General features: G+C 67.3%; 18 protein-coding genes. 9 read left to right on the top strand and 9 right to left on the bottom strand.

Going from position 1 to position 19,514, the window contains the following annotated elements; translation table 11 throughout:
• Window positions 1–245 precede the first annotated feature (245 nt).
• The gene (locus tag C2U58_RS19235) at window positions 246–677 is read left to right on the top strand and encodes a CBS domain-containing protein (RefSeq protein WP_102947280.1); all 432 of its coding nucleotides are present in this window, start codon (window positions 246–248) and stop codon (window positions 675–677) included.
• Between the two features lie 67 nt (window positions 678–744).
• Here the strand turns inward: C2U58_RS19235 and C2U58_RS19230 are convergent, their stop codons facing one another.
• The 4 genes from C2U58_RS19230 to gloA all read right to left on the bottom strand — a co-directional run bounded on the left by C2U58_RS19230 (window position 745) and on the right by gloA (window position 4,599).
• Window positions 745–2,184 (bottom strand): UdgX family uracil-DNA binding protein, encoded by a 1,440-nt coding sequence (locus tag C2U58_RS19230; protein ID WP_102947279.1) that lies wholly within the window; start codon window positions 2,182–2,184, stop codon window positions 745–747.
• A 1-nt stretch (window position 2,185) separates the two neighbouring features.
• Entirely contained in the window at window positions 2,186–3,487 is a 1,302-nt protein-coding gene (locus C2U58_RS19225; RefSeq protein ID WP_102947278.1) for a putative DNA modification/repair radical SAM protein, read from the bottom strand.
• A gap of 76 nt (window positions 3,488–3,563) precedes the next feature.
• Complete coding sequence (locus tag C2U58_RS19220; protein ID WP_102947277.1) at window positions 3,564–3,992, bottom strand: VOC family protein; 429 nt, start codon at window positions 3,990–3,992, stop codon at window positions 3,564–3,566.
• Between the two features lie 79 nt (window positions 3,993–4,071).
• The gene (gloA, locus tag C2U58_RS19215) at window positions 4,072–4,599 is read right to left on the bottom strand and encodes a lactoylglutathione lyase (protein WP_102947276.1); all 528 of its coding nucleotides are present in this window, start codon (window positions 4,597–4,599) and stop codon (window positions 4,072–4,074) included.
• A gap of 102 nt (window positions 4,600–4,701) precedes the next feature.
• On the opposite strand from gloA, the gene C2U58_RS19210 reads away from it, so the two are divergent.
• Both C2U58_RS19210 and C2U58_RS19205 read left to right on the top strand, forming a co-directional pair.
• Window positions 4,702–5,814, top strand: coding sequence for a PLP-dependent cysteine synthase family protein (locus C2U58_RS19210; RefSeq protein WP_102947275.1), 1,113 nt, complete (start codon window positions 4,702–4,704; stop codon window positions 5,812–5,814).
• A 91-nt stretch (window positions 5,815–5,905) separates the two neighbouring features.
• On the top strand, window positions 5,906–7,942 hold the full coding sequence (locus C2U58_RS19205) for a M3 family metallopeptidase (RefSeq protein ID WP_102947274.1): 2,037 nt from the start codon (window positions 5,906–5,908) through the stop codon (window positions 7,940–7,942).
• Window positions 7,943–8,029: 87 nt separating this feature from the next.
• On the opposite strand, the gene C2U58_RS19200 is transcribed toward C2U58_RS19205, so the two are convergent.
• The 3 genes from C2U58_RS19200 to C2U58_RS19190 are packed head-to-tail and all read right to left on the bottom strand — an operon-like array spanning window position 8,030 to window position 9,898.
• On the bottom strand, window positions 8,030–8,830 hold the full coding sequence (locus C2U58_RS19200) for an SDR family oxidoreductase (protein ID WP_102947273.1): 801 nt from the start codon (window positions 8,828–8,830) through the stop codon (window positions 8,030–8,032).
• The gene (locus tag C2U58_RS19195) at window positions 8,821–9,408 is read right to left on the bottom strand and encodes a DUF1415 domain-containing protein (RefSeq protein WP_070208013.1); all 588 of its coding nucleotides are present in this window, start codon (window positions 9,406–9,408) and stop codon (window positions 8,821–8,823) included. Before C2U58_RS19195 ends, C2U58_RS19200 begins: the two co-directional genes overlap by 10 nt.
• 7 nt (window positions 9,409–9,415) lie before the next feature.
• Window positions 9,416–9,898 carry a YajQ family cyclic di-GMP-binding protein gene (locus C2U58_RS19190; protein ID WP_070208012.1) on the bottom strand — a complete coding sequence of 161 codons (483 nt, stop codon included), beginning with the start codon at window positions 9,896–9,898 and terminating at the stop codon, window positions 9,416–9,418.
• Window positions 9,899–9,976: 78 nt separating this feature from the next.
• On the opposite strand from C2U58_RS19190, the gene C2U58_RS19185 reads away from it, so the two are divergent.
• From C2U58_RS19185 to C2U58_RS19175, 3 genes are all read left to right on the top strand, one after another.
• Entirely contained in the window at window positions 9,977–10,873 is an 897-nt protein-coding gene (locus tag C2U58_RS19185; RefSeq protein ID WP_102947272.1) for a DMT family transporter, read from the top strand.
• A 132-nt stretch (window positions 10,874–11,005) separates the two neighbouring features.
• A complete protein-coding gene (locus C2U58_RS19180) occupies window positions 11,006–12,013 on the top strand; it encodes a methionine ABC transporter ATP-binding protein (RefSeq protein WP_070208029.1) in 1,008 nt (335 codons plus the stop codon).
• Window positions 12,010–12,699 carry a methionine ABC transporter permease gene (locus tag C2U58_RS19175; RefSeq protein WP_102947271.1) on the top strand — a complete coding sequence of 230 codons (690 nt, stop codon included), beginning with the start codon at window positions 12,010–12,012 and terminating at the stop codon, window positions 12,697–12,699. Before C2U58_RS19180 ends, C2U58_RS19175 begins: the two co-directional genes overlap by 4 nt.
• Before the next feature lie 72 nt (window positions 12,700–12,771).
• Here C2U58_RS19175 and C2U58_RS19170 read toward each other — a convergent pair whose 3' ends face one another.
• Window positions 12,772–13,374, bottom strand: coding sequence for a lipocalin family protein (locus C2U58_RS19170; RefSeq protein WP_102947270.1), 603 nt, complete (start codon window positions 13,372–13,374; stop codon window positions 12,772–12,774).
• A 138-nt stretch (window positions 13,375–13,512) separates the two neighbouring features.
• On the opposite strand from C2U58_RS19170, the gene C2U58_RS19165 reads away from it, so the two are divergent.
• On the top strand, window positions 13,513–13,869 hold the full coding sequence (locus C2U58_RS19165) for a hypothetical protein (protein ID WP_102947269.1): 357 nt from the start codon (window positions 13,513–13,515) through the stop codon (window positions 13,867–13,869).
• Between the two features lie 34 nt (window positions 13,870–13,903).
• Complete coding sequence (locus C2U58_RS19160) at window positions 13,904–15,997, top strand: prolyl oligopeptidase family serine peptidase (RefSeq protein ID WP_102947268.1); 2,094 nt, start codon at window positions 13,904–13,906, stop codon at window positions 15,995–15,997.
• 137 nt (window positions 15,998–16,134) lie between these two features.
• Here the strand turns inward: C2U58_RS19160 and C2U58_RS19155 are convergent, their stop codons facing one another.
• A complete protein-coding gene (locus C2U58_RS19155) occupies window positions 16,135–17,319 on the bottom strand; it encodes a pyridoxal phosphate-dependent aminotransferase (protein WP_172448196.1) in 1,185 nt (394 codons plus the stop codon).
• Between the two features lie 77 nt (window positions 17,320–17,396).
• Here C2U58_RS19155 and C2U58_RS19150 point away from each other — a divergent pair, with 77 nt between their 5' ends.
• A complete protein-coding gene (locus C2U58_RS19150) occupies window positions 17,397–19,514 on the top strand; it encodes a S9 family peptidase (RefSeq protein WP_102947266.1) in 2,118 nt (705 codons plus the stop codon).

The following is a 19,514-nucleotide window of genomic DNA, read 5'->3' as shown; positions in this document are numbered from 1 at the left end:
GGGCGGTTCGTCGGATTTCGGTCGGAGGAACGCCCGGTTTTGTTAAGAACCCGGAAGCCCGACGTTGCCCGGCCCCTATCCTGCTTTGCCGTTTCTGGCGTCGGCAAAACTTTAGTCGGGGGCGACAGCGACATTCAGCGTCGGTTCTAGTCGTAGTGCCATTCTCGGGTTGTAGCCCTTGGCTGCGTCAATCGGTCCCACCACGCAAGGCGTGTGGCTTTAACCAGTCTGTAACAGGAATAAGAATGAACGTTCGCGAGCTTCTGCACTCCAAGAAAGACGCTGTAGTCACCATCGACGTTGAAGACACGATCGGCGCCGCCGCCCACAAGATGAGCGCGCACCGCATCGCCGCTCTGGTGGTGACCCGGGACGACGTGCCGGTCCGGATCATTTCCGAGAAGGACATCGTGCGCAGCCTGGCCGACGACGGCCCGCAGGCCGGTCGTCGTGTGATTTCCACGTTGCCCTCGGCCGGCCTGGAAGGTATTTCGCCGGATGCGTCGCTGAAGCAGGCGATGGCGCTGATGACCTACTCGCGCCACCGTCATCTGATGGTGACCGACGGCAGCCGCCTGGTGGGCATCCTGAGCCTGGGTGACATCGTCAAGAACCTGCTCAGCGAGCTGGAGCTGGAGAAAGCGGTGTTGCAGGACATCTACATGGCCGCGCATTGATTGATGCGCGGTAGAGCGGGGCTCTGCCCCGCTGCCGACCATCCGTGCAGCGGGGCAGAGCCCCGCTCTACGAGGTGGGCGGTTCTTTCAACCGGCGCAGGTCTTCGCGGAACAGCTGGTAGCCTGCGTCGCGCTTTTCAGGGTCCTGCCGTAGCACCCAGGATGGATGCACGGTCGCGAAGCCACGCGTGCCATCCTCCAGCGTGTGCCAGCGGCCACGATCGCGGGTGAGGTTGAAACCGCTGCCGAACACCGCGCGTGCGGCGCTGGCGCCCAGGCACACGATCACCTTGGGGTTGACCTGCTGGATTTCCGCAATCAGCCACGGTCGGCACGCATTGATGTGGGTGACCTGTGGCTTGGAATGGATGCGCTTCTTGCCGCGTCGTTCAAAACGGAAGTGCTTCACCGCGTTGGTCAGGTACAGCGTGCTGCGGTCGATGCCCAGTTCCTGCAACGCTTGGTTCAACAGCTGGCCGGCCGGGCCCACGAAGGGGTGACCGCTCAGGTCCTCGCTGTCGCCCGGCTGCTCGCCTACCAGCATGACCTGCGCGTCGCGCGGTCCTTCGCCAAACACCGTCTGCGTGGCGGGCTCCCAGAGCGGGCAGCGCCGGCAGTTGGCGGCGGCGTCGCGCAGTCCGTCCAGCGAATCCCCACTGGCCGTGGCAGGGCCACGCATGGGAATGCTGCGTTCGGGAATGCGCCGCTGCGGTGCCCGTGCTTCGCGGTCATGCATCTCCTGCACGCGGTCGCCCGCGTCGCGCACCAGCGTAGGGAGCAGGCTCGCTTCGGGCAGGTGTTTCCAGTACTTCGCAGGCTTTTCTTGCTGCATCATCCGCGTGTTCAACCGCGCCGGATTGAATATGTTGGCGTAGTAGGTGCGCCACAGTTCTTCGCGTGCGTCTTCCACGGGTGCATCGGCCTGTTTGCCACCCGGGCCGAACGCCAACGCCTGGCCATCCCAACGCACACTTCGATAGGGCGTAAGGATCGCCCAGCGCATGCCTGTGAATCGGCGCTCGAAGAACGGCGCCACGCGATCCACGATGTGGTGGTCCGGTTCGAACCAGGCAATGAATGCATCCTGTTGCCCAGGCACTTCACGGAAGCGCACGAAGGCTTTCATCTTGTGGGTGTCGCGGCGCACTGCCTGGGCCAATGCCATCGCGCGCAGCACGTCTGGGTCGGTAGGATTGCCGAGCAGCCCGCGTTCGCCGTGGGTCATGCGCCACAGCATCCGATACAGCAGCGACATGCGATGCGGGTCGCGGTGGCACAGGCAGGTGGCGGCCAGCTCGATGAAGGCTTTCGGCACTGCTGCGGCCCGCGTAGCCGTGGCCTCCGCAGGCGCGTGCTGCAGCGATGGGGCATCCAACAGCCCGCCACCGTCGCCATGCAGCCAATCCAGCTGCTCGGGCATCACCTGCCGCTGCAATGCCAGCCGCGCCGCATCGCGCCACGCGTTGAGTGACCACGGCGGATCCACCCGCACACTCCAGCGCGACATCTCAGCCGGCCACCGCATCGAACAGGGAGCCCTGGCGCGGCGGCGGGGCCAGCCTGGCACGTAGTGCCGCAGGGTCGTCCAACGCGCGGCGCGGGTGGTGGTCGGCCAGCTGCACGAACGGCAGCAGCTTGCTCATCGGCGCGCGCAGGCGGGCCACGTCGGCTACGCGCAGGCGCACGTGGCGGCGTGCCATCAGCACCCGCTTCACGTTGCGCACGCCCAGGCCGGGGACGCGCAGCAGCATCTCCTTCGAATCCCGGTTGAGGTCTACCGGGAAGCTTTCGGGGTGCCGGATCGCCCAGGCCATCTTCGGGTCGATGTCCAGGTCGAGCATGCCGCCCTGGGTGGTATCGGTGATCTCGTCCACGCCGTAGCCGTAGAAGCGCAGCAGCCAGTCGGCCTGGTAAAGGCGATGCTCGCGCGCAAGCGGTGGCGCCTGCAGCGGCAGGATGCTGCTGGCATCGGGAATCGGGCTGAAGGCCGAGTAGTACACCCGGCGCATGCGGTAGTTGCCGTACAGATTGTCGGCAGAGGTGAGGATCTGCTGGTCGCTGGCGCCATCCGCACCGACGATCATCTGCGTGCTCTGCCCGGCCGGCGCAAATTTCGGCGCGCGGGCGCGGCGCTTGCCTGGCTTGGCTGGGGCCGGGGTGACCGGCGTGACGGCCGTCGTCGCAGCAGCGGCCCTGGCTTCCTTGGCCTCCTCGATGCGCCAACGCAGCTCGCCCATCGCACCGCGGATCGACGGCAGCGACTTCTCCGGCGCGAAGCTGGACAACCCGTCTTCGGTAGGCAGTTCGATGTTGATCGACAGTCGATCCGCATATCGGCCGGCCGCGGCCAGGAGTTCCGGCGAGGCCTCGGGAATGGTCTTCAGGTGGATGTAGCCGCCAAAGCGGTGCTCCTCGCGCAGCTGGCGCGCCACTTCCACCATCTGCTCCATGGTGTAGTCGGCATTGCGGATGATGCCGCTGGAAAGGAACAAGCCTTCGATGTAGTTGCGCTTGTAGAAATCCATGGTCAGCGCCACCACCTCGGCCACGCTGAAACGCGCGCGCTGCACGTTGCTGGAAACCCGGTTCACGCAGTAGGCGCAGTCATAGATGCAGAAATTGGTCAGCAGGATCTTCAACAGCGACACGCAGCGCCCGTCCGGGGTGTAGCTGTGGCAGATACCGGGGCCGTCGGTACTGCCGATTCCGCCGCTGGCCCGCGAGTCGCGCTTGCCGGCGCCGCTGGAAGCGCAGGAAGCGTCGTACTTGGCGGCGTCGGCCAGCACGGCCAGCTTGCGGATGGTTTCCATGCGGAAACGGTAGGAAAGACCAATCTCACGTGGTGAGACTGGTCAGAAACAAGCTGAAGGCTTCAGCCTGGAGCGGTCAGAACGACACCTTCACCGAGTCCGCACTGTAGGTGGCGGGCCCGTGGTACACCACTTCGATGTTGTTGCCGTCCGGGTCGATCGCGAACGCGGCGTAGTAGCCCGGGTGGTAGGGGCGTTCGCCGGGCGCGCCATTGTCCTTGCCGCCGGCCGCCAGTGCCGCCTTGTGGAAAGCGTCGACCGTCGCGCGGTCGCGCGCCTGGAAGGCCAGGTGATGGCGGCCGGTCAGCTCGCCGGCGGCCGCGTCGCTGTCGGCGGTGGAGATGAACAGTTCGTCGGCCCAGAAGTACGTATCGCCTTCACCCGCAATCGGAATGCCGATGGTGTCGAACACCGCCTGGTAGAAGCGGCGGCTGGCGGGCAGGTCGCGCACGATCAATTGCAGGTGGTCGATCAGGCGGCCGCGGTGCAGTTCCATGGTTTCCATGCCGGATCCTTCGTTCGAGGGAAGGGCACGTATACCACCGGTCGGGTGTGCCCGCCGTGGCGGGCACATCGCCTCTGGATCAAGCCAGCGGTGTATTGGAGATGATCTCCACCCAATAGCCGTCCGGGTCCTTGATGAAGGCCAGGTGCTTCATGCGGCCATCTTCCAGCCGCTTCTGGTACGGCACCTTCAGTTCATCGAAGCGCTTGCACGCCGCATGGATGTCCGGAACCGACACGCAGATGTGGCCGAAGCCGCGCGGGTCGCTGTTGCCGTCGTGGTACACCGCGCCATCCTGGGTCTCGGTGCCGTGGTTGTGCGTCAGTTCCAGCACGCCGGGAATGCCGGCCATCCAGGTGCGGCGGGCGTCGTCGCCTTCGGGAACCGCGGTGCCGGCCGGCAGCAGTGCCAGGAAGTAGAGGCTGAACTGGGCTTCAGGAAAATCGCGCTGATCGAGCAGGCGGAAGCCGAGCACGCGGGTGTAGAAGTCCAGCGATGCAGCGGCGTCCTTGACCCGCAGCATGGTGTGGTTGAACACGAAACCGGTGGTTTCCGCCGGCGGCTGGGCAGCCACGCCGGGCTGGGACTGCAGGGAGGCAAGGGTCATGGGGGATCCTGTGGAGGGCCGCGCACTGCGGCTGGCCGTTCAGTTTAGCGGGGCGGCGGCAAGGCGACGTAGAATGCTGCATCTTCCTGGCCCGTCGTCGACATGTCTCAGCGTGAATGGGTGGCCGCTGCCATCCGCAAGATCGAAGCCGATTTCAACCGTTCGGCCGACACCCACCTGATTCCGATGGACCTGCCGGGACATCCCGGCATCGAGCTGTACTTCAAGGACGAGTCCAGCCACCCCACCGGCAGCCTCAAGCACCGCCTGGCGCGCTCGCTGTTCCTGTACGCGCTGACCAATGGCTGGCTGCGCGAAGGGTGTCCGGTGATCGAGGCCTCCAGCGGATCTACGGCGGTGTCCGAAGCCTACTTCGCGCGCCTGCTGGGGCTGCCGTTCATCGCGGTGATGCCGGCCACCACCTCGCCGGAGAAGATCGCCGCGATCGAATTCCACGGCGGCCGCTGCCACCTGGTCGAACGCGCCTGCGACCTGAACTGCGAATCGGAGCGGCTGGCGCGGGAAACCGGCGGCCACTTCATGGACCAGTTCACCTACGCCGAGCGCGCCACCGACTGGCGCGCCAACAACAACATCGCCGAGTCCATCTTCAAGCAGATGGCCGAGGAGCCGCACCCGGTGCCGGAATGGATCGTGTGCAGCCCGGGCACCGGCGGCACCGCCGCCACGCTCGGCCGCTACGTGAGCTACCGCCGCCACGACACCCGCATCCTGTGCGCGGACCCGGAAGTGTCGGTGTTCTTCGACGGGTATCGCGCGGCGCTGTCCGGCGAGCCGTGGCGCGAGCTCACCTGCAGTGGCGGCTCGCGGGTGGAAGGCATCGGCCGGCCGCGGGTGGAATCGAGCTTCATTCCGACCTGCGTGGATGCCATGGTCAAGGTGCCCGACGCGCTGAGCCTGGCCGCGATGCGGCATGTCAGCCGGCAGCTGGGGCGCCGCGTGGGCGGCTCCACCGGCACCAACTTCATCGGCGTGCTGCACGTGGCCGAACGCATGCGCGCGGCGGGCCGCAGCGGGTCGATCGTGACCATCCTGTGCGACAGCGGCGAGCGCTATGCGCACAGCTACTACAACCCGGACTGGTACCCGCGCCAGGGCATCGACGTGGAACAGGCCGATGCGGTGATCGCCGCCGCCGTGGCCGGGCAGGGCCTGCCGGCGCTGCCGGACGCAGCGCTGGAAACCCTGTACTGAATCGAACCCGCGGCCGGGAGGCCTTGTGACGGGCACGGTGCAGTGCCATATCGTGGAGGGTATGCCGCGCCTGCGGCCCCGTTGCCTGGAGATGCCCGTGACCACCGCCAACCCCCTGCTCGATTTTTCCGGCCTGCCCCGTTTCGATGCGATCCAGCCCGAACACGTCGGTCCGGCCATCGATACGCTGCTGGCGCAAGCCGAAGCGGCGGTGAAGGCGGCAGAAACGGTACAGCCGGTGACCTGGACCACCTTCGTGGACCCGCTGGACGATGCCACCGAACGCCTGTGGCGCGCCTGGGGCCAGGTCGGCCACCTGCAGGCGGTGGTCAACACCCCGGCGCTGCGCGAGGCCTACAACAGCAACCTGCCCAAGGTGACCCGGTTCGGCAGCGCGCTTGGCCAGAACCTGGCGCTGTTCGAGCAGTACCGCGCGCTGGCGGCAGCCCCGGAAGCGGCGCAGTACGACCCGGCGCGGCGCAAGGTGCTGGACAACGCCCTGCGCGATTTCCGCCTTGGCGGCGCCGAGCTGGATGAGGCCGGCAAGGCCCGCTACAGCGCGATCCGTGAGGAGCTGTCCGCGCTGTCGGCCACGTTCTCGCAGAACGTGCTCGACGCTACCGATGCGTGGTCCCTGCACGTGGAGGACCGTGCCGAGCTGGCCGGGGTGCCGGAGGATGTGGTCGCCGCGGCGCGCGTTGCGGCTGAAAAGGATGGCCTGGCCGGCTGGAAGCTGACCCTGCAGATGCCCTGCTACCTGCCGGTGCAGACCTACGCCGAGCACCGTCCGCTTCGCGAGGCGCTATACCGCGCCAACGCGCTGCGCGCCTCGGAGTTCGGCGACGCCACGCTCGACAACAGCGCGCATATCGACCGCATCCTCGCACTGCGCGCGGAACTGGCGGCGCTGCTGGGCTTCAGCAGCTATGCCGAGTATTCCATCGCCACCAAGATGGCCGACGACGCGCCGCAGGTGCTGGGCTTCCTGCGCGACCTCGCCGCACGCGCCAAACCCTACGCGCAGCGCGACCGTGCAGAACTGGAAGCGTTCGCGCGCGACGAACTGGGACTGCCGGCGCTGGAGGCCTGGGACCTGTCGTTCGCTGCCGAGAAGCTGAAGCAGGCGCGTTACAGCTATTCCGAGCAGGAAGTGAAGCAGTACTTCACCGAGCCGAAGGTGCTCGCCGGGCTGTTCGACGTCATCCATGGCCTGTACGGCCTGCGCGTGGAACCGGACCAGGCGCCGGTGTGGCACCCGGACGTGCGCTTCTTCCGCGTGGTCGACGCGCAGGGCGCGCTGGTCGGTCAGTTCTACCTGGACCTGTACGCGCGCGAAGGCAAGCGCGGTGGGGCGTGGATGGACGATTGCCGCAACCGCCGCGATACCGCGCAGGGCGTGCAGACGCCGCTGGTGTACCTGGTATGCAACTTCGGCAAAGGCGCGGACGGCAAGGCGTCGACCTTCAGCCACGACGAAGTGACCACCCTGTTCCATGAAATGGGGCACGGCCTGCACCAGCTGCTGACCCGTATCGGCGAGCTGGGCGTGGCCGGCATCAATGGCGTGGAATGGGACGCGGTGGAGCTGCCCAGCCAGTTCATGGAGAACTTCTGCTGGGAGTGGGACCGCGTGCAGCAGATGACCGCGCACGTGGACAGTGGCGAGCCGCTGCCGCGTGCGCTGTTCGACCGGATGCTGGCCGCGCGCAATTTCCAGAGCGGCATGTTCACCGTGCGCCAGCTGGAGTTCGCGTTGTTCGACATGCAGCTGCACAGCAGCTTCGATCCCGCGCAGGACAGCGTGCTGCAACTGCTGGAGCGCGTGCGCGACGAGGTGGCGGTCAACCGGCCGCCGGAGTGGAATCGCTTCCCGCACCAGTTCAGCCATATTTTCGCCGGTGGCTACGCGGCGGGGTATTACAGCTACAAGTGGGCGGAGGTGTTGAGCGCGGATGCGTACGCGGCGTTTGAAGAAGCGCCGGGTAATGTTGCCGAAACCGGAAAACGTTTCCGCGACGAGGTGCTGTCGCGCGGCGGCAGCCGCAGCGCGGCGGAGAACTTCGCCGCGTTCCGTGGCCGTGCACCGAGCGTGGATGCGCTGCTTCGGCACAACGGAATGAACGGCTGAGGTAGTGCCGGCCGCTGGCCGGCTCCTCGTGCTGCCGGCATCGCCTGGAGCCGGCCGGCGGCCGGCACTACGGGCTCGGGGCCTTCGTTACGGGGCGTAGATCATCTTCCGCGTCATGCCGCCGTCCGCGATATGGTCCTGTCCGGTGATGAAGCCGGACAGGTCCGAAAGCAGGAATACCGCCAGCGCGCCGATGTCCTCGGGCTGGCCGACGCGGCCCACCGCATGCTGCGCATGGTCGCGCCGCGACAGTTTCGGGGTGCGCCGACGCGCCGGGGCCTGCCAGGCGTCGGTGGTGATCCAGCCCGGGCTGATGCTGTTGACCCGCACCTCCGGGCCGGCGCTGATCGCCAATGCATGGGTAAATGCCACCAGCCCGCCCTTCGCGGCGGCATAGGCCTCGCTGTCCGCTTCGGACTGCCACGCGCGGGTGGAGGCGATATTGATGATCGCACCGCCCTGCGCCTGCAGCGCAGGCAGCGCGTGCTTGCTGCACAGGAATGCGCCGTGCAGGCTGGACAGGCGGCGCTGCCATTCGGCCAGCGTCATCTGCGCCAACGGCGTGCCATGCGCGCTGGCGATGCCGGCGTTGTTGACCAGGCCGTCGATGCGGCCGAACCGCTTCTGCGTAGCCCTCATCAGCGCCTGTACGCTGCGTTCGCTGGCCACGTCCGCGCGCTGGAACGCGGCGCGCTCGGGCAACGCCCACTCCTTCAGGCAGGCACGGCCGGCGTCGGCATCCAGGTCGGCGATCATCACGCTGCCACCGGCGCCCAGCACCGCCTGCGCGATGCCGCGGCCTACGCCCTGTGCGCCACCGGTGACGATCACCACGCGGTCGCGCAGCGGTTGCGCCGGCCAGTCGGTGATGGGCGGGGTCAGTGGCATGGTGGGGTGTCCTTGCGGCCGAGCAGGCGGGTCCAGCCTTCGATGCCCAGCTTGTCCAGGGTTTCGATGTTGCGCTCGACGATCACGTCCGGGTCCGGGAACGCGGCCACCGCGCGTTCCACGCTGTCTTCGCGCAGCAGGTGCAGGGTGGGGTAGGGCGACCGGTTGGTGTAGTTGCTCACATCATCCGGCGCGGCACCGGCGAACTGGTACTGCGGGTGGAAGCTGGCCACCTGCAGGATGCCCTGCAGGTCCAGCGTCTCGATCGCCGCGTCGGCGTTGTCGAGGAAGTCGTTGTAGTCCAGGAAATCGGTCAGCACGTCCGGATGGATGATCAGCGTGGTGTCGATCTGCTCGGCCGGCGTGTCGCGCAGCAGCAGCAGTTCTTCGGCCAGCTGCTCGACCAGCGCCTCGGGCGTGGTCGCGTCGCTCAGCACGAAGCGCACCTGGTCCTTCACGTACACCGCCTTGGCGAACGGGCACAGGTTCAGCCCGATCACGATCTGCTCCAGCCACTTGCGGGTGTCGGCGATCGGGTCGGGGGCGTCGGTGCCGTCGAAGGCGGGGGTGTCGTTCATGCCGGGATCAATCGCGGAAGTTGTCGAACTGCAGCGGGATGTCGAACTTTTCCTTCTTCAGCAGGGCAATCGCATCCTGCAGGTCGTCGCGCTTCTTGCCGGTCACGCGCAGCTTGTCGCCGTTGATCTGGCTTTCGACCTTGAGCTTGGCTTCCTTGATCTTCGCTGCGATCTTCTTGGCCTCTTTCTGCTCGATGCCCTGCTTCACCTTGACGTCCTGGCGCGCGCCGCCCAGGTTGGTGAGGATGTCGCCGAACTCCAGGCAGCTGGCGTCGATCTTGCGGGCGGTCAGCCGCTGGCGCAGGATCACCGTCATCTGCTCGAGCTGGAATTCGCTCGGGGCCGTCTGCTTGATCACGCTGTCTTCCAGCACGAACTTCGCGTCCACGCCCTTGAAGTCGAAGCGGGTGGACAGCTCGCGGTTGGCCTGGTCGACCGCATTGGTCAGTTCGTGGATGTCGACTTCGGAAACGACGTCAAAAGAGGGCATGGGGAATCTCCTGCAGGTGAAGCCCCCATTCTAACCAACCGCGCATGCACGTCCCGGCACGGGCGGCGATAATGGGGCATGACCACCGAACGCTCCCCCACCCGCGCCGTCGCCTGGATGCTGCTGGCCGTGGCCTGCTTCTCGCTGATGGATGCGGGCATGAAGCAGCTGTCCTCCAGTTACCCGACCCTGCAGGTCACCTTCCTGCGCGGCGCCGCTTCGCTGCCGTTCGTGCTGGTCTGGGTACTGGCCACCGCCGGCCCGCGCTCGCTGGTTCCGGTGCGCTGGGGCCTGCACCTGCTGCGCGGGCTGCTTGGCATGGCGATGATCGGCTGCTTCGTGTTTGCGCTGCGCAGCCTGCCGCTGTCGACCGCCTACACCATCTATTTCGTGGCCCCGCTGCTGATCGCGGCGCTGTCGGTGCCACTGCTGGGCGAAAAAGTGGGCCCGCGCCGCTGGATCGCGATCGGCATCGGCCTGGTCGGGGTGCTGGTGGTGCTGCGCCCCGGGGTGGGCGGGTTCATTTCCATTCCCGGCCTGATGGTGCTGCTGGCCGCCACCGCCTACGCCATCGCCGCCATCACGGTCAGCATGCTGACCCGCACCGACACCCCGCAGTCGATGGTGGTGTGGTTCCTGGTGATCCTGGCGCTGGGCGCCGGGTTGCTGGCGATCCCGGACTGGCAGCCGCTGCAGCTCGGCCACGCCGGGCTGATCGCCGGCATGGGGCTGGCCGGGGCCGGGGGGCAGGTCGCCCTGACCCGCGCCTTCCAGCTGGGCGAGGCCTCGCTGATCGCGCCCCTGGAATACACCGGGCTGGTCTGGGTGATCGGCTGGGACCTGCTGTTCTGGGGCGTGCTGCCCGACAACTGGACCTGGCTGGGCGCCGGGATCATCGTCGCCTCGGGCCTGTACCTGCTGCACCGCGAGCGGGTCAGGAAGGTGACCCCGCCGCAGCCGCTGGACCACCCCTGAGGCCCGCCGGGCGGGCGATGACGCCGCCTTATAAACAAACGGAATATGATTCGGTTCCGCCGCACGGGCCAGGGCCGTCCCGCGCTGGTAGGCTGCACGCCCCCTCCCGTCGATGCCCCGGTTGACCGCGAAGTGATCGAGTTCCAGCGCCTGCACAAATCCTATGCCGTCGGCGGCCGCGCGATCGCCGCGCTGCAGCCGCTGGACCTGACCATCGAGGCCGGCGAAGTGTTCGGCATCATCGGCCACTCCGGGGCGGGCAAATCGACCCTGATCCGGTTGATCAACCGGCTTGAGGAACCGACCGGCGGGCGCCTGCTGATCAACGGCGAGGACGTCACTGCGCTGGACAGCGACGGCCTGCGCGCGCTGCGCCGGAAGATCGGCATGATCTTCCAGCACTTCAACCTGCTGTCCTCGCGCACGGTGGCGGCCAACGTGGCCTTCCCGCTGGAGCTGGCCGGCACCCCGCGCGCGGAGATCGATGCGCGGGTCACCGAGCTGCTGCACACGGTGGGCCTGGAGGCGCATGCCAACAAATACCCGGCGCAGCTGTCAGGCGGCCAGAAGCAGCGCGTGGGCATTGCCCGCGCGCTGGCCACGCGCCCGCAGATCCTGCTCTGCGACGAGGCCACCAGCGCGCTGGACCCGCAGACCACCGCGTCGGTGCTGAAGCTGTTGGGCCGGATCAACCGCGAACTGGGCCTGACCATCGTGCTGATCACCCACGAAATGGACGTGATCCGTCGCGTCTGCGACCGCGTGGCCGTGCTCGACGCCGGCCACCTGGTGGAAACCGGCCCGGTCACCGAGGTCTTCCTGCACCCCCAGCACCCGACCACGCGCAGGTTCGTCAACGAGTCTGAACAGGTCGACGAAGGCGAGCTGCACAAGGACTTCGAGGCCGTGGCCGGACGCATCGTGCGGCTGACCTTCCTCGGTACCGACACCTATGAGCCGGTGCTGGGGCGCATCGCCCGCGAGACCGGCGTGGACTACAACATCCTGTCCGGACGCATCGACCGCATCAAGGACACCCCGTATGGCCAGCTGACCGTGTCGCTGGTGGGCGGCGACGTGCAGGCCGCGCAGGCCGGCTTTGTCGCCGCCGGCGTCCACCTGGAGGAGCTGCGCCGATGATCCTGGCTACCGCAGGCGGTTTCTTCCGCCATCTCGACGCTGCCAAGTGGGCCGACATCGGCCAGGCCACCATCGACACCCTGTTGATGCTGGCCGGATCGCTGCCGTTGACCCTGGCCATCGGCCTGCCACTGGGCGTGCTGCTGTTCCTGACCGGTTCGCCACAGCTGCACCGCAAGCCGGTGCTGTATGGCGGGTTGGCGCTGCTGGTCAACCTGCTGCGCTCGGTGCCCTTCATCATCCTGATGATCGTGCTGATTCCGATCACGCTGTGGATGATGGGCACGTCGCTGGGCGTGCGTGGCGCGATCGTGCCGCTGGTGATCGGCGCGGCCCCGTTCTACGCGCGCCTGGTGGAAACCGCGCTGCGTGAAGTGGACCGCGGCGTGATCGAAGCCAGCCAGGCGATGGGCGCCACCACCTGGCAGCTGGTCAGCCGGGTGCTGCTGCCCGAAGCGCGGCCCGGCCTGATCGCCGGCGCCACGGTAACCGTGATCGCCCTGATCGGCTTCACCGCCATGGGTGGCGCGATCGGCTCCGGCGGCCTGGGCGACCTGGCCTTCCGCGACGGCTACCAGCGCTCCCACACCGACGTGGCCCTGGTCACCGTGGTGCTGCTGCTCGTACTCGTGCAGCTGCTGCAGATGCTCGGCGACTGGCTGGTGGGGCGGTATTCGCGGAAGTGATGTGGGAGGCCGACGCGAAAGGTCGGCCAATCTCCGGGGTAGAGCCACGCCCTGCGTGGCTGCTCCTCAGCATCACCGTACGTTAGGAACCTCATACCCCAGCCGATCCACCTGCTCGCGGTGCTGCGGCACGCGCTTGAGCTTGTCGGTGTTGACGCCGTACTCGTCGCGCAGGCGGGTGGCCAGCTCCTTGTACAGGTCCTTGTCCATGTCCGGCTTGCGCGCGAAGATCCAGGCCATCTCGCGGCCCGGGTAGCCCAGCATCGCCCACGAATAGTCCGGGGCGACTTCCAGTACGCGGGTGTGGGTGGGCACCACTTTGTAGAACCAGGTGCGCCAGTTGTGGTTGCCGCTGTCCTCGTCCACCGAGGCGCGCACCGTGATCTGCTGCAGCGGCTCGGAGAAGCCGTCGCGGAAGGAATAGGTGATGGAGACCTTCTGGTCGCCGCGCAGGCTGTACTGGTTGACGCTGGCCACGTGGCCGCGCTCCACCGGGTTCGGCACGCGGCCGATCACATACCAGGTGCCCATGAACCGCTGCAGGTCGATCGGGGCGCTGGCCCCGGTGCTGACCGACGGCGCAGGCGTGGACTTGCTGTCGCCGAATGCACAGGCGGACAACAGCGACAGCGTCGACAGCAGCAGGACAACGCGAAGCGGGCGGTTCAGGGACATGCGATGGAAGGCTCCAGTGGCTGCAGGGGCATGGTGGGTGGGACGACGAAGAACGTCAATGGTGCAACCGATGAAGGTCGCAGCCTGTGAGATGGGGGCAGGGCAAGGTAGCGCATCACTTTCGCACGGAGTCGTGTCATGCCCCTGTCGTCTTCGCGTCGTTCCCGGCCTTCACAGTCCCGCGCGGCCCTGTCGGAAGCGCCACATCCTGATGTCCTTCGCTGGGTCCGCCAGGTGGCCCTTGCCGGCGTCGCGCTGGTGCTGGTCTGGCCTGCCGCGCGCGGCCACAGCGAATGGCTGGGCTGGCTGCCGATGTGGCTGGTCGGCATGCCGCTGCTGGCTTGGTGGAGCCTGTACCGTTTCCGCCTGCCGGCTGCCGTGCGGAACCGGCAGGCCCAGCGTCGGCGCGGGCCGCAGGCGCGCCGCCGGGTCCGCGTGCAGCCGCGCCGGGCGCGCCCTGACCTTCGACAGGGGGGAGCCGGGCAGGCCGTGTGATAGCGTCGGGGGGATATGACCGCCTGGAGCCGCAATGTCCCGACTCGCTTCCGCCTGCCTGATGGCAGGCTTGTTCTCCGCTGGAATGGCCGGAACCGCCATGGCTGCTGAGACCCCCGCCGATCCCTACGCGTGGCTTGAAGATGTCACCGGTGACAAGTCCCTGGACTGGGTCAAGCAGCAGAATGCCAAGTCCGAAGGTCGCCTGGCCCAGACCCCGGCCTTCAAGCAGATGGAAGCCAGCATCCGCGAGGTGCTCGATTCGGACGCCAAGATTCCCGGCGTGCAGAAGATCGGCGACTACTACTACAACTTCTGGAAGGACAAGCAGCACGAGCGCGGCGTGTGGCGCCGCACCACGCTGGACGAGTACCGCAAGGCCTCGCCGACGTGGGAAACCGTGCTCGACCTGGACGCGCTGAACAAGGCCGAAGGCGAGAACTGGGTCTGGCACGGCGCCGACTGCCTGCGTCCGGATTATTCGCGCTGCCTGATCGCGCTGTCGCGCGGCGGTGCCGACGCGGACGTCACCCGCGAGTTCGACCTTGCCAACAAGACCTGGATCAAGGACGGCTTCTTCCGCCCCGAATCCAAGGGCGGCCTGGGCTGGATCGACCGCGACACCGTGTTCGTCTACACCGATTTCGGCAAGGACAGCATGACCACCTCCGGCTACCCGCGCGTGGCCAAGCTGTGGAAGCGCGGCACGCCGCTGTCGGCCGCCAGCGTGGTCTACGAAGGCAAGCCCGATGACATGTACATCGCGGCCATGCACGACGACACCCCCGGCTACGAGCGCAACCTGGTCAGCCGCACGCTGGCCTTCTACAACAACGAGCTCTACCTGCGCGCCGATGACGGCACGCTGACCAAGATCGACGCGCCGAACTCGGCGGAAAAGGGCCTGCGCAAGCAATGGTTGACCCTGGAACTGCGCGATCCGTGGACGGTGGGTGGCAAGACCTACGCCGCCGGTTCGCTGCTGGTCACCAAGCTGGATGATTACCTGGGCGGCAAGCGCGATTTCGAGGTGCTGTTCGCGCCGACCGAAACCACCTCGCTGGCGGGTTCGAGCTGGACGAAGAACCACCTGGTCCTGAACGTGCTCGACGACGTCAAGAGCCGCCTGCAGGTGCTGACCCCGACCGCGAAGGGCTGGGAGAAGAGCGATTTCGTGGGCGCACCGTCGTTCGGTACCGTCGCGGTCGGCGCAGTCGACGCTGACGACAGCGACGCGGTGTGGATGACCGTGACCGACTACCTGACCCCGACCACGCTGGCCTTGGCCGAGATCGGCAAGCAGCCGGAAGTGCTCAAGACCATGCCAGCGTTCTTCGATGCCGAAGGCAAGGTGATCGAGCAGCACTTCGCCACCAGCAAGGACGGCACCCGCGTGCCGTACTTCGTGGTGCACGCCAAGGACATGAAGCTGGACGGCTCCAACCCGACCCTGCTGTATGGCTATGGCGGCTTCGAGATCTCGCTGACTCCGTCCTATTCTGGCGGCATGGGCCGCGCCTGGCTGGAGAAGGGCGGCGTGTACGTGGTCGCCAACATCCGTGGCGGTGGCGAGTATGGTCCGCGCTGGCACCAGGCGGCGCTGAAGCAGAACCGCCACAAGGCCTATGAAGACATGGCCGCGGTCGCGCGCGACCTGGTCAGCCGCAAGATCACCTCGCCGAAGCACCTGGGCGTGCAGGGCGGCAGCAACGGTGGCCTGCTCACCGGCAACATGCTCACCCAGTACCCGGAGCTGTTCGGGGCCGTGGTGGTGCAGGTGCCGCTGTTGGACATGAAGCGCTACAGCCACCTGCTGGCCGGCGCTTCCTGGATGGCCGAATACGGCAACCCGGACACCGCCGACTGGGAGTACATTCAGACCTTCTCGCCGTACCATCTGTTCGACCCGGCCAAGACCTACCCGCCGGTGCTGTTCACCACCTCGACCCGCGACGACCGCGTCCACCCGGGCCACGCGCGCAAGATGGCGGCGAAGATGATCGCGGCGGACAAGGACGTGACCTACTACGAGAACATCGAAGGCGGGCACGGCGGCGCGGCCAACAATGCGCAGGCGGCGCACATGTCGGCGCTGGCCTATGCGTTCCTGTGGGAACGCTTGAAATAAGAAGATGTGCCGACCAGCGGTCGGCACCTACCCTTGGGTAGCCACCGACCGCTGGTCGGTGGACATTTCCGGGTGGTGGGGCGTCTGGTTGGCTCCACCCTTTTTCAACGCCGCGCAGCACTGCGCGGCGTTTTTTTTCAGCGCCAGGTTTCCAGCCCGCGCCGGATCCGCGCCACCGCTTCCTGCAGCCGCGGAATCTCCTGCGTGTAGGCCAGGCGCACGTGCTGGTTGGCGCGGTAGTGGCCGAAATCCAGCCCGGGGGTAAACGCCACGTGCTCGGTTTCCAGGAAGTGCGCGCAGAACGCCTGCGCGTCGTCGGTAAAGCCGCTGACGTCGCAGTACAGGTAGAACGCCCCTTCGGGCTCGACCTCGATCCGGAAGCCCAGTTCGCGCAGGGCCGGCAGCAGGTAGTCGCGGCGGGCCTGGAAGGCATGCCGGCGCTGCTCGAAGATGGCCAGGGTGTCCGGCTCGAAGCAGGCCAGCGCCGCGTGCTGGGCAATGCTGGAGGCGCTGATGTACAGGTTCTGCGCCAGCTTCTCCAGCTCGGGCACCGCCTGCGGCGGCGCCACCAGCCAGCCCAGGCGCCAGCCGGTCATGCCGAAGTACTTGGAGAAGCTGTTCAACACGAAGGCGTCGTCGTCCACCTGCAGCACGCTGGGCGCGTCCATCCCGTAGGTCAGGCCGTGGTAGATCTCGTCCACCACCAGGTGCCCGCCACGTACCTTCAGTGACTGCGACAACGCCGACAGCGCATCCGCGGGCAGGACCGTGCCGGTCGGATTGGCCGGCGAGGCCACCAGCGCGCCCACGCTGGCCGCATTCCAGTGCGCGTCCACCAGCGACGGGGTCAGCTGGTAGGCGGTCTGCGGACCGACCGGGACCAGCTGCGCGGCGCCTTCCACCAGCCGCAGGAAATGCCGGTTGCACGGGTAGCCGGGGTCGGCCAGCAGCCAGTGGCGGTCCGGGTCGACCAGCAGGCTGCTGGCCAGCAGCAGCGCGCCCGAGCCGCCCGGGGTGACCAGGATCCGCTCGGGGTCCAGGTCCAGGTTGTAGCGCGTGCCGTAGTACCCGGCGATGGCCGCGCGCAGCGCCGGCAGGCCACGCGCCGCGGTGTAGCGGGTGTGCCCGGCGGCCAGCGCGGCCTGGCCGGCGCGCACGATCGGGTCGGCGGTGGTGAAGTCCGGTTCGCCGATCTCCAGGTGGATCACGTCGAAGCCCTGCTGCTCCAGCGCCTGTGCGCGGGCCAGCAGGGACATCACGTGGAAGGGGGCGATGTCCTGGCTGCGGCGGCTGTAGCCGGCCGTGGGGGTGGGGGTGCTCATGCGCCCCATGATAGGGGAGCGCCCACGGGCTAGACTGCGCCACCACCATTGCATTCGCGGGCAAGGAGCCTTATTTCGTGAATCCCACCGTCTCTTTCCTGGTTGCCAGCCTGATGACCGCTTCCGTGCATGCCGCCCCCGCGCTGACCCCACCCGACGCCGAGAAGCATCCGCACACGGTGACCACGCCGTTTGGCGCCACCCGCAACGACGACTATTACTGGCTGCGCGACGACAAGCGCGAAGCGCCGGCCATGCTGGCCTACCTGAATGCGGAAAACGCCTATACCGACCAGGTGATGGCGCCGCTGAAGCCGCTGCAGGACACGCTGTACAAGGAGATCGTCGGCCGCATCAAGCAGGACGACGCCAGCGTGCCAGCGCGTGAGCGCGGCTACTGGTATTACACCCGCTTCGAGACCGGCAAGGATTACCCGATCCAGGCGCGCCGCAAGGGCAGCATGGAGGCGCCGGAAGAGATCCTGCTCGACATCAACCAGATGGCCGCCGGCAAGGGCTACTTCAGTGTCGACGATGCCGAGGTCAGCCAGGACAACCAGCTGCTGGCCTGGGCCGAGGACGACGTGGGCCGCCGCCAGTACGTGATCCGCTTCAAGGACCTGCGCACCGGCGAAGTGCTGCCCGACCGCATCGAGAACGTCTCGGCGAACGTGGTCTGGGCCGACGACAACCGTACCCTGTTCTACGTGGAAAACGACCCGGAAACGCTGCTCACCGTACGCGTGAAGAAGCACGTGCTGGGGACCCCCGTCAGCAGCGACGTGCTGGTCTACGAAGAAGAGGACGACAGCTTCTACATGGGCGTGGGACGCACCCGCGACGACCGCTTCATCACCATCGACCTGCACAGCACGGTGAGTTCGGAAAGCCGCTACGCACCGGCCGCCAACCCGCAGGCGTTCACCGTGCTGGCCCCGCGCGCGCGTGACGTCGAGTACGACGCCGACCACTTCGACGGGCGCTGGGTGATCCGCACCAACGACGCCGGCGCGAAGAACTTCAAGATCGTCACCGCGTCCACCGATGCCACCGCGCGCAGCCAGTGGAAGGACTGGGTCGCGCACGACGACAGCGTGCTGGTCGAAGGCTTCGAATTGTTCGATGGATTCACTGCGATTGCCGAACGGTCGAACGCGCTGGAACGCGTGCGCCTGCTGTTCGCCGATGGCCGCCAGGACTACGTCAAGGCCGACGAACCGGCCTACTCGATGGGCCTGGCCGCCAACCCGGAAGCGGACACGCCGTGGCTGCGTTATGCCTATACCTCGCTGACCACGCCGGCCACCACCTTCGAGCTCAACACCGTCACCGGCGAGCGTCGCCAGCTCAAGCAGCAGCCGGTGATCGGCTATGACCCGTCGCAGTACACCACCGAGCGCGTCTGGGTGACCGCGCGCGACGGCGCGAAGGTGCCGGTGTCGCTGGTCTACCGCAATGGATTCAGGAAGGACGGCAGCGCCGCGCTGTACCAGTACGCCTATGGCAGCTACGGCATGTCGATGGACCCGGGCTTCAACCAGACCGTGGTCAGCCTGCTCGACCGTGGCGTGGTCTATGCCATCGCGCACATCCGGGGCGGCGAGGAAATGGGCCGCGCCTGGTATGACGACGGCAAGCTGCTGAACAAGCAGAACACCTTCAACGACTTCGTCGATGTCACCCGCGAGCTGGTCCGCCAGGGCTATGCGGCCAAGGACCGCGTGGCCGCGTCCGGCGGCAGCGCCGGCGGCCTGCTGATGGGGGCGGTGGCCAACCAGGCCCCGCAGGACTACCGGGTGATGGTGGCGCAGGTGCCGTTCGTCGACGTGGTCACCACCATGCTCGACCCGACCATCCCGTTGACCACCAACGAGTACGACGAGTGGGGCAACCCGGAGCAGCGCGAGTACTACGACTACATGCTGCGCTACTCGCCGTACGACAACGTCACCCGCCAGGCCTACCCCTCGCTGTTCGTCGGTACCGGCCTGTGGGACTCGCAGGTGCAGTACTGGGAGCCGGCCAAGTGGGTCGCGCGCCTGCGCGATGACAACACCGGCACGGCGCCGATCGTGTTCCGCACGAACATGGAAGCCGGCCACGGCGGCAAGTCGGGGCGCTTCCAGCGCTATCGCGAACTGGCCGAGTCGTACGCGTTCGTGCTCGAGCAGCTGGGCGTGGACACCACCCCGTAA

It is taken from the genome of Stenotrophomonas sp. VV52 (genome assembly GCF_002893095.1).
GTDB classification, from domain to species: domain Bacteria; phylum Pseudomonadota; class Gammaproteobacteria; order Xanthomonadales; family Xanthomonadaceae; genus Stenotrophomonas; species Stenotrophomonas aracearum.
Note: the sequence above shows the minus strand (reverse complement) of the source record. Positions and strands in the feature narration are given on the sequence as shown.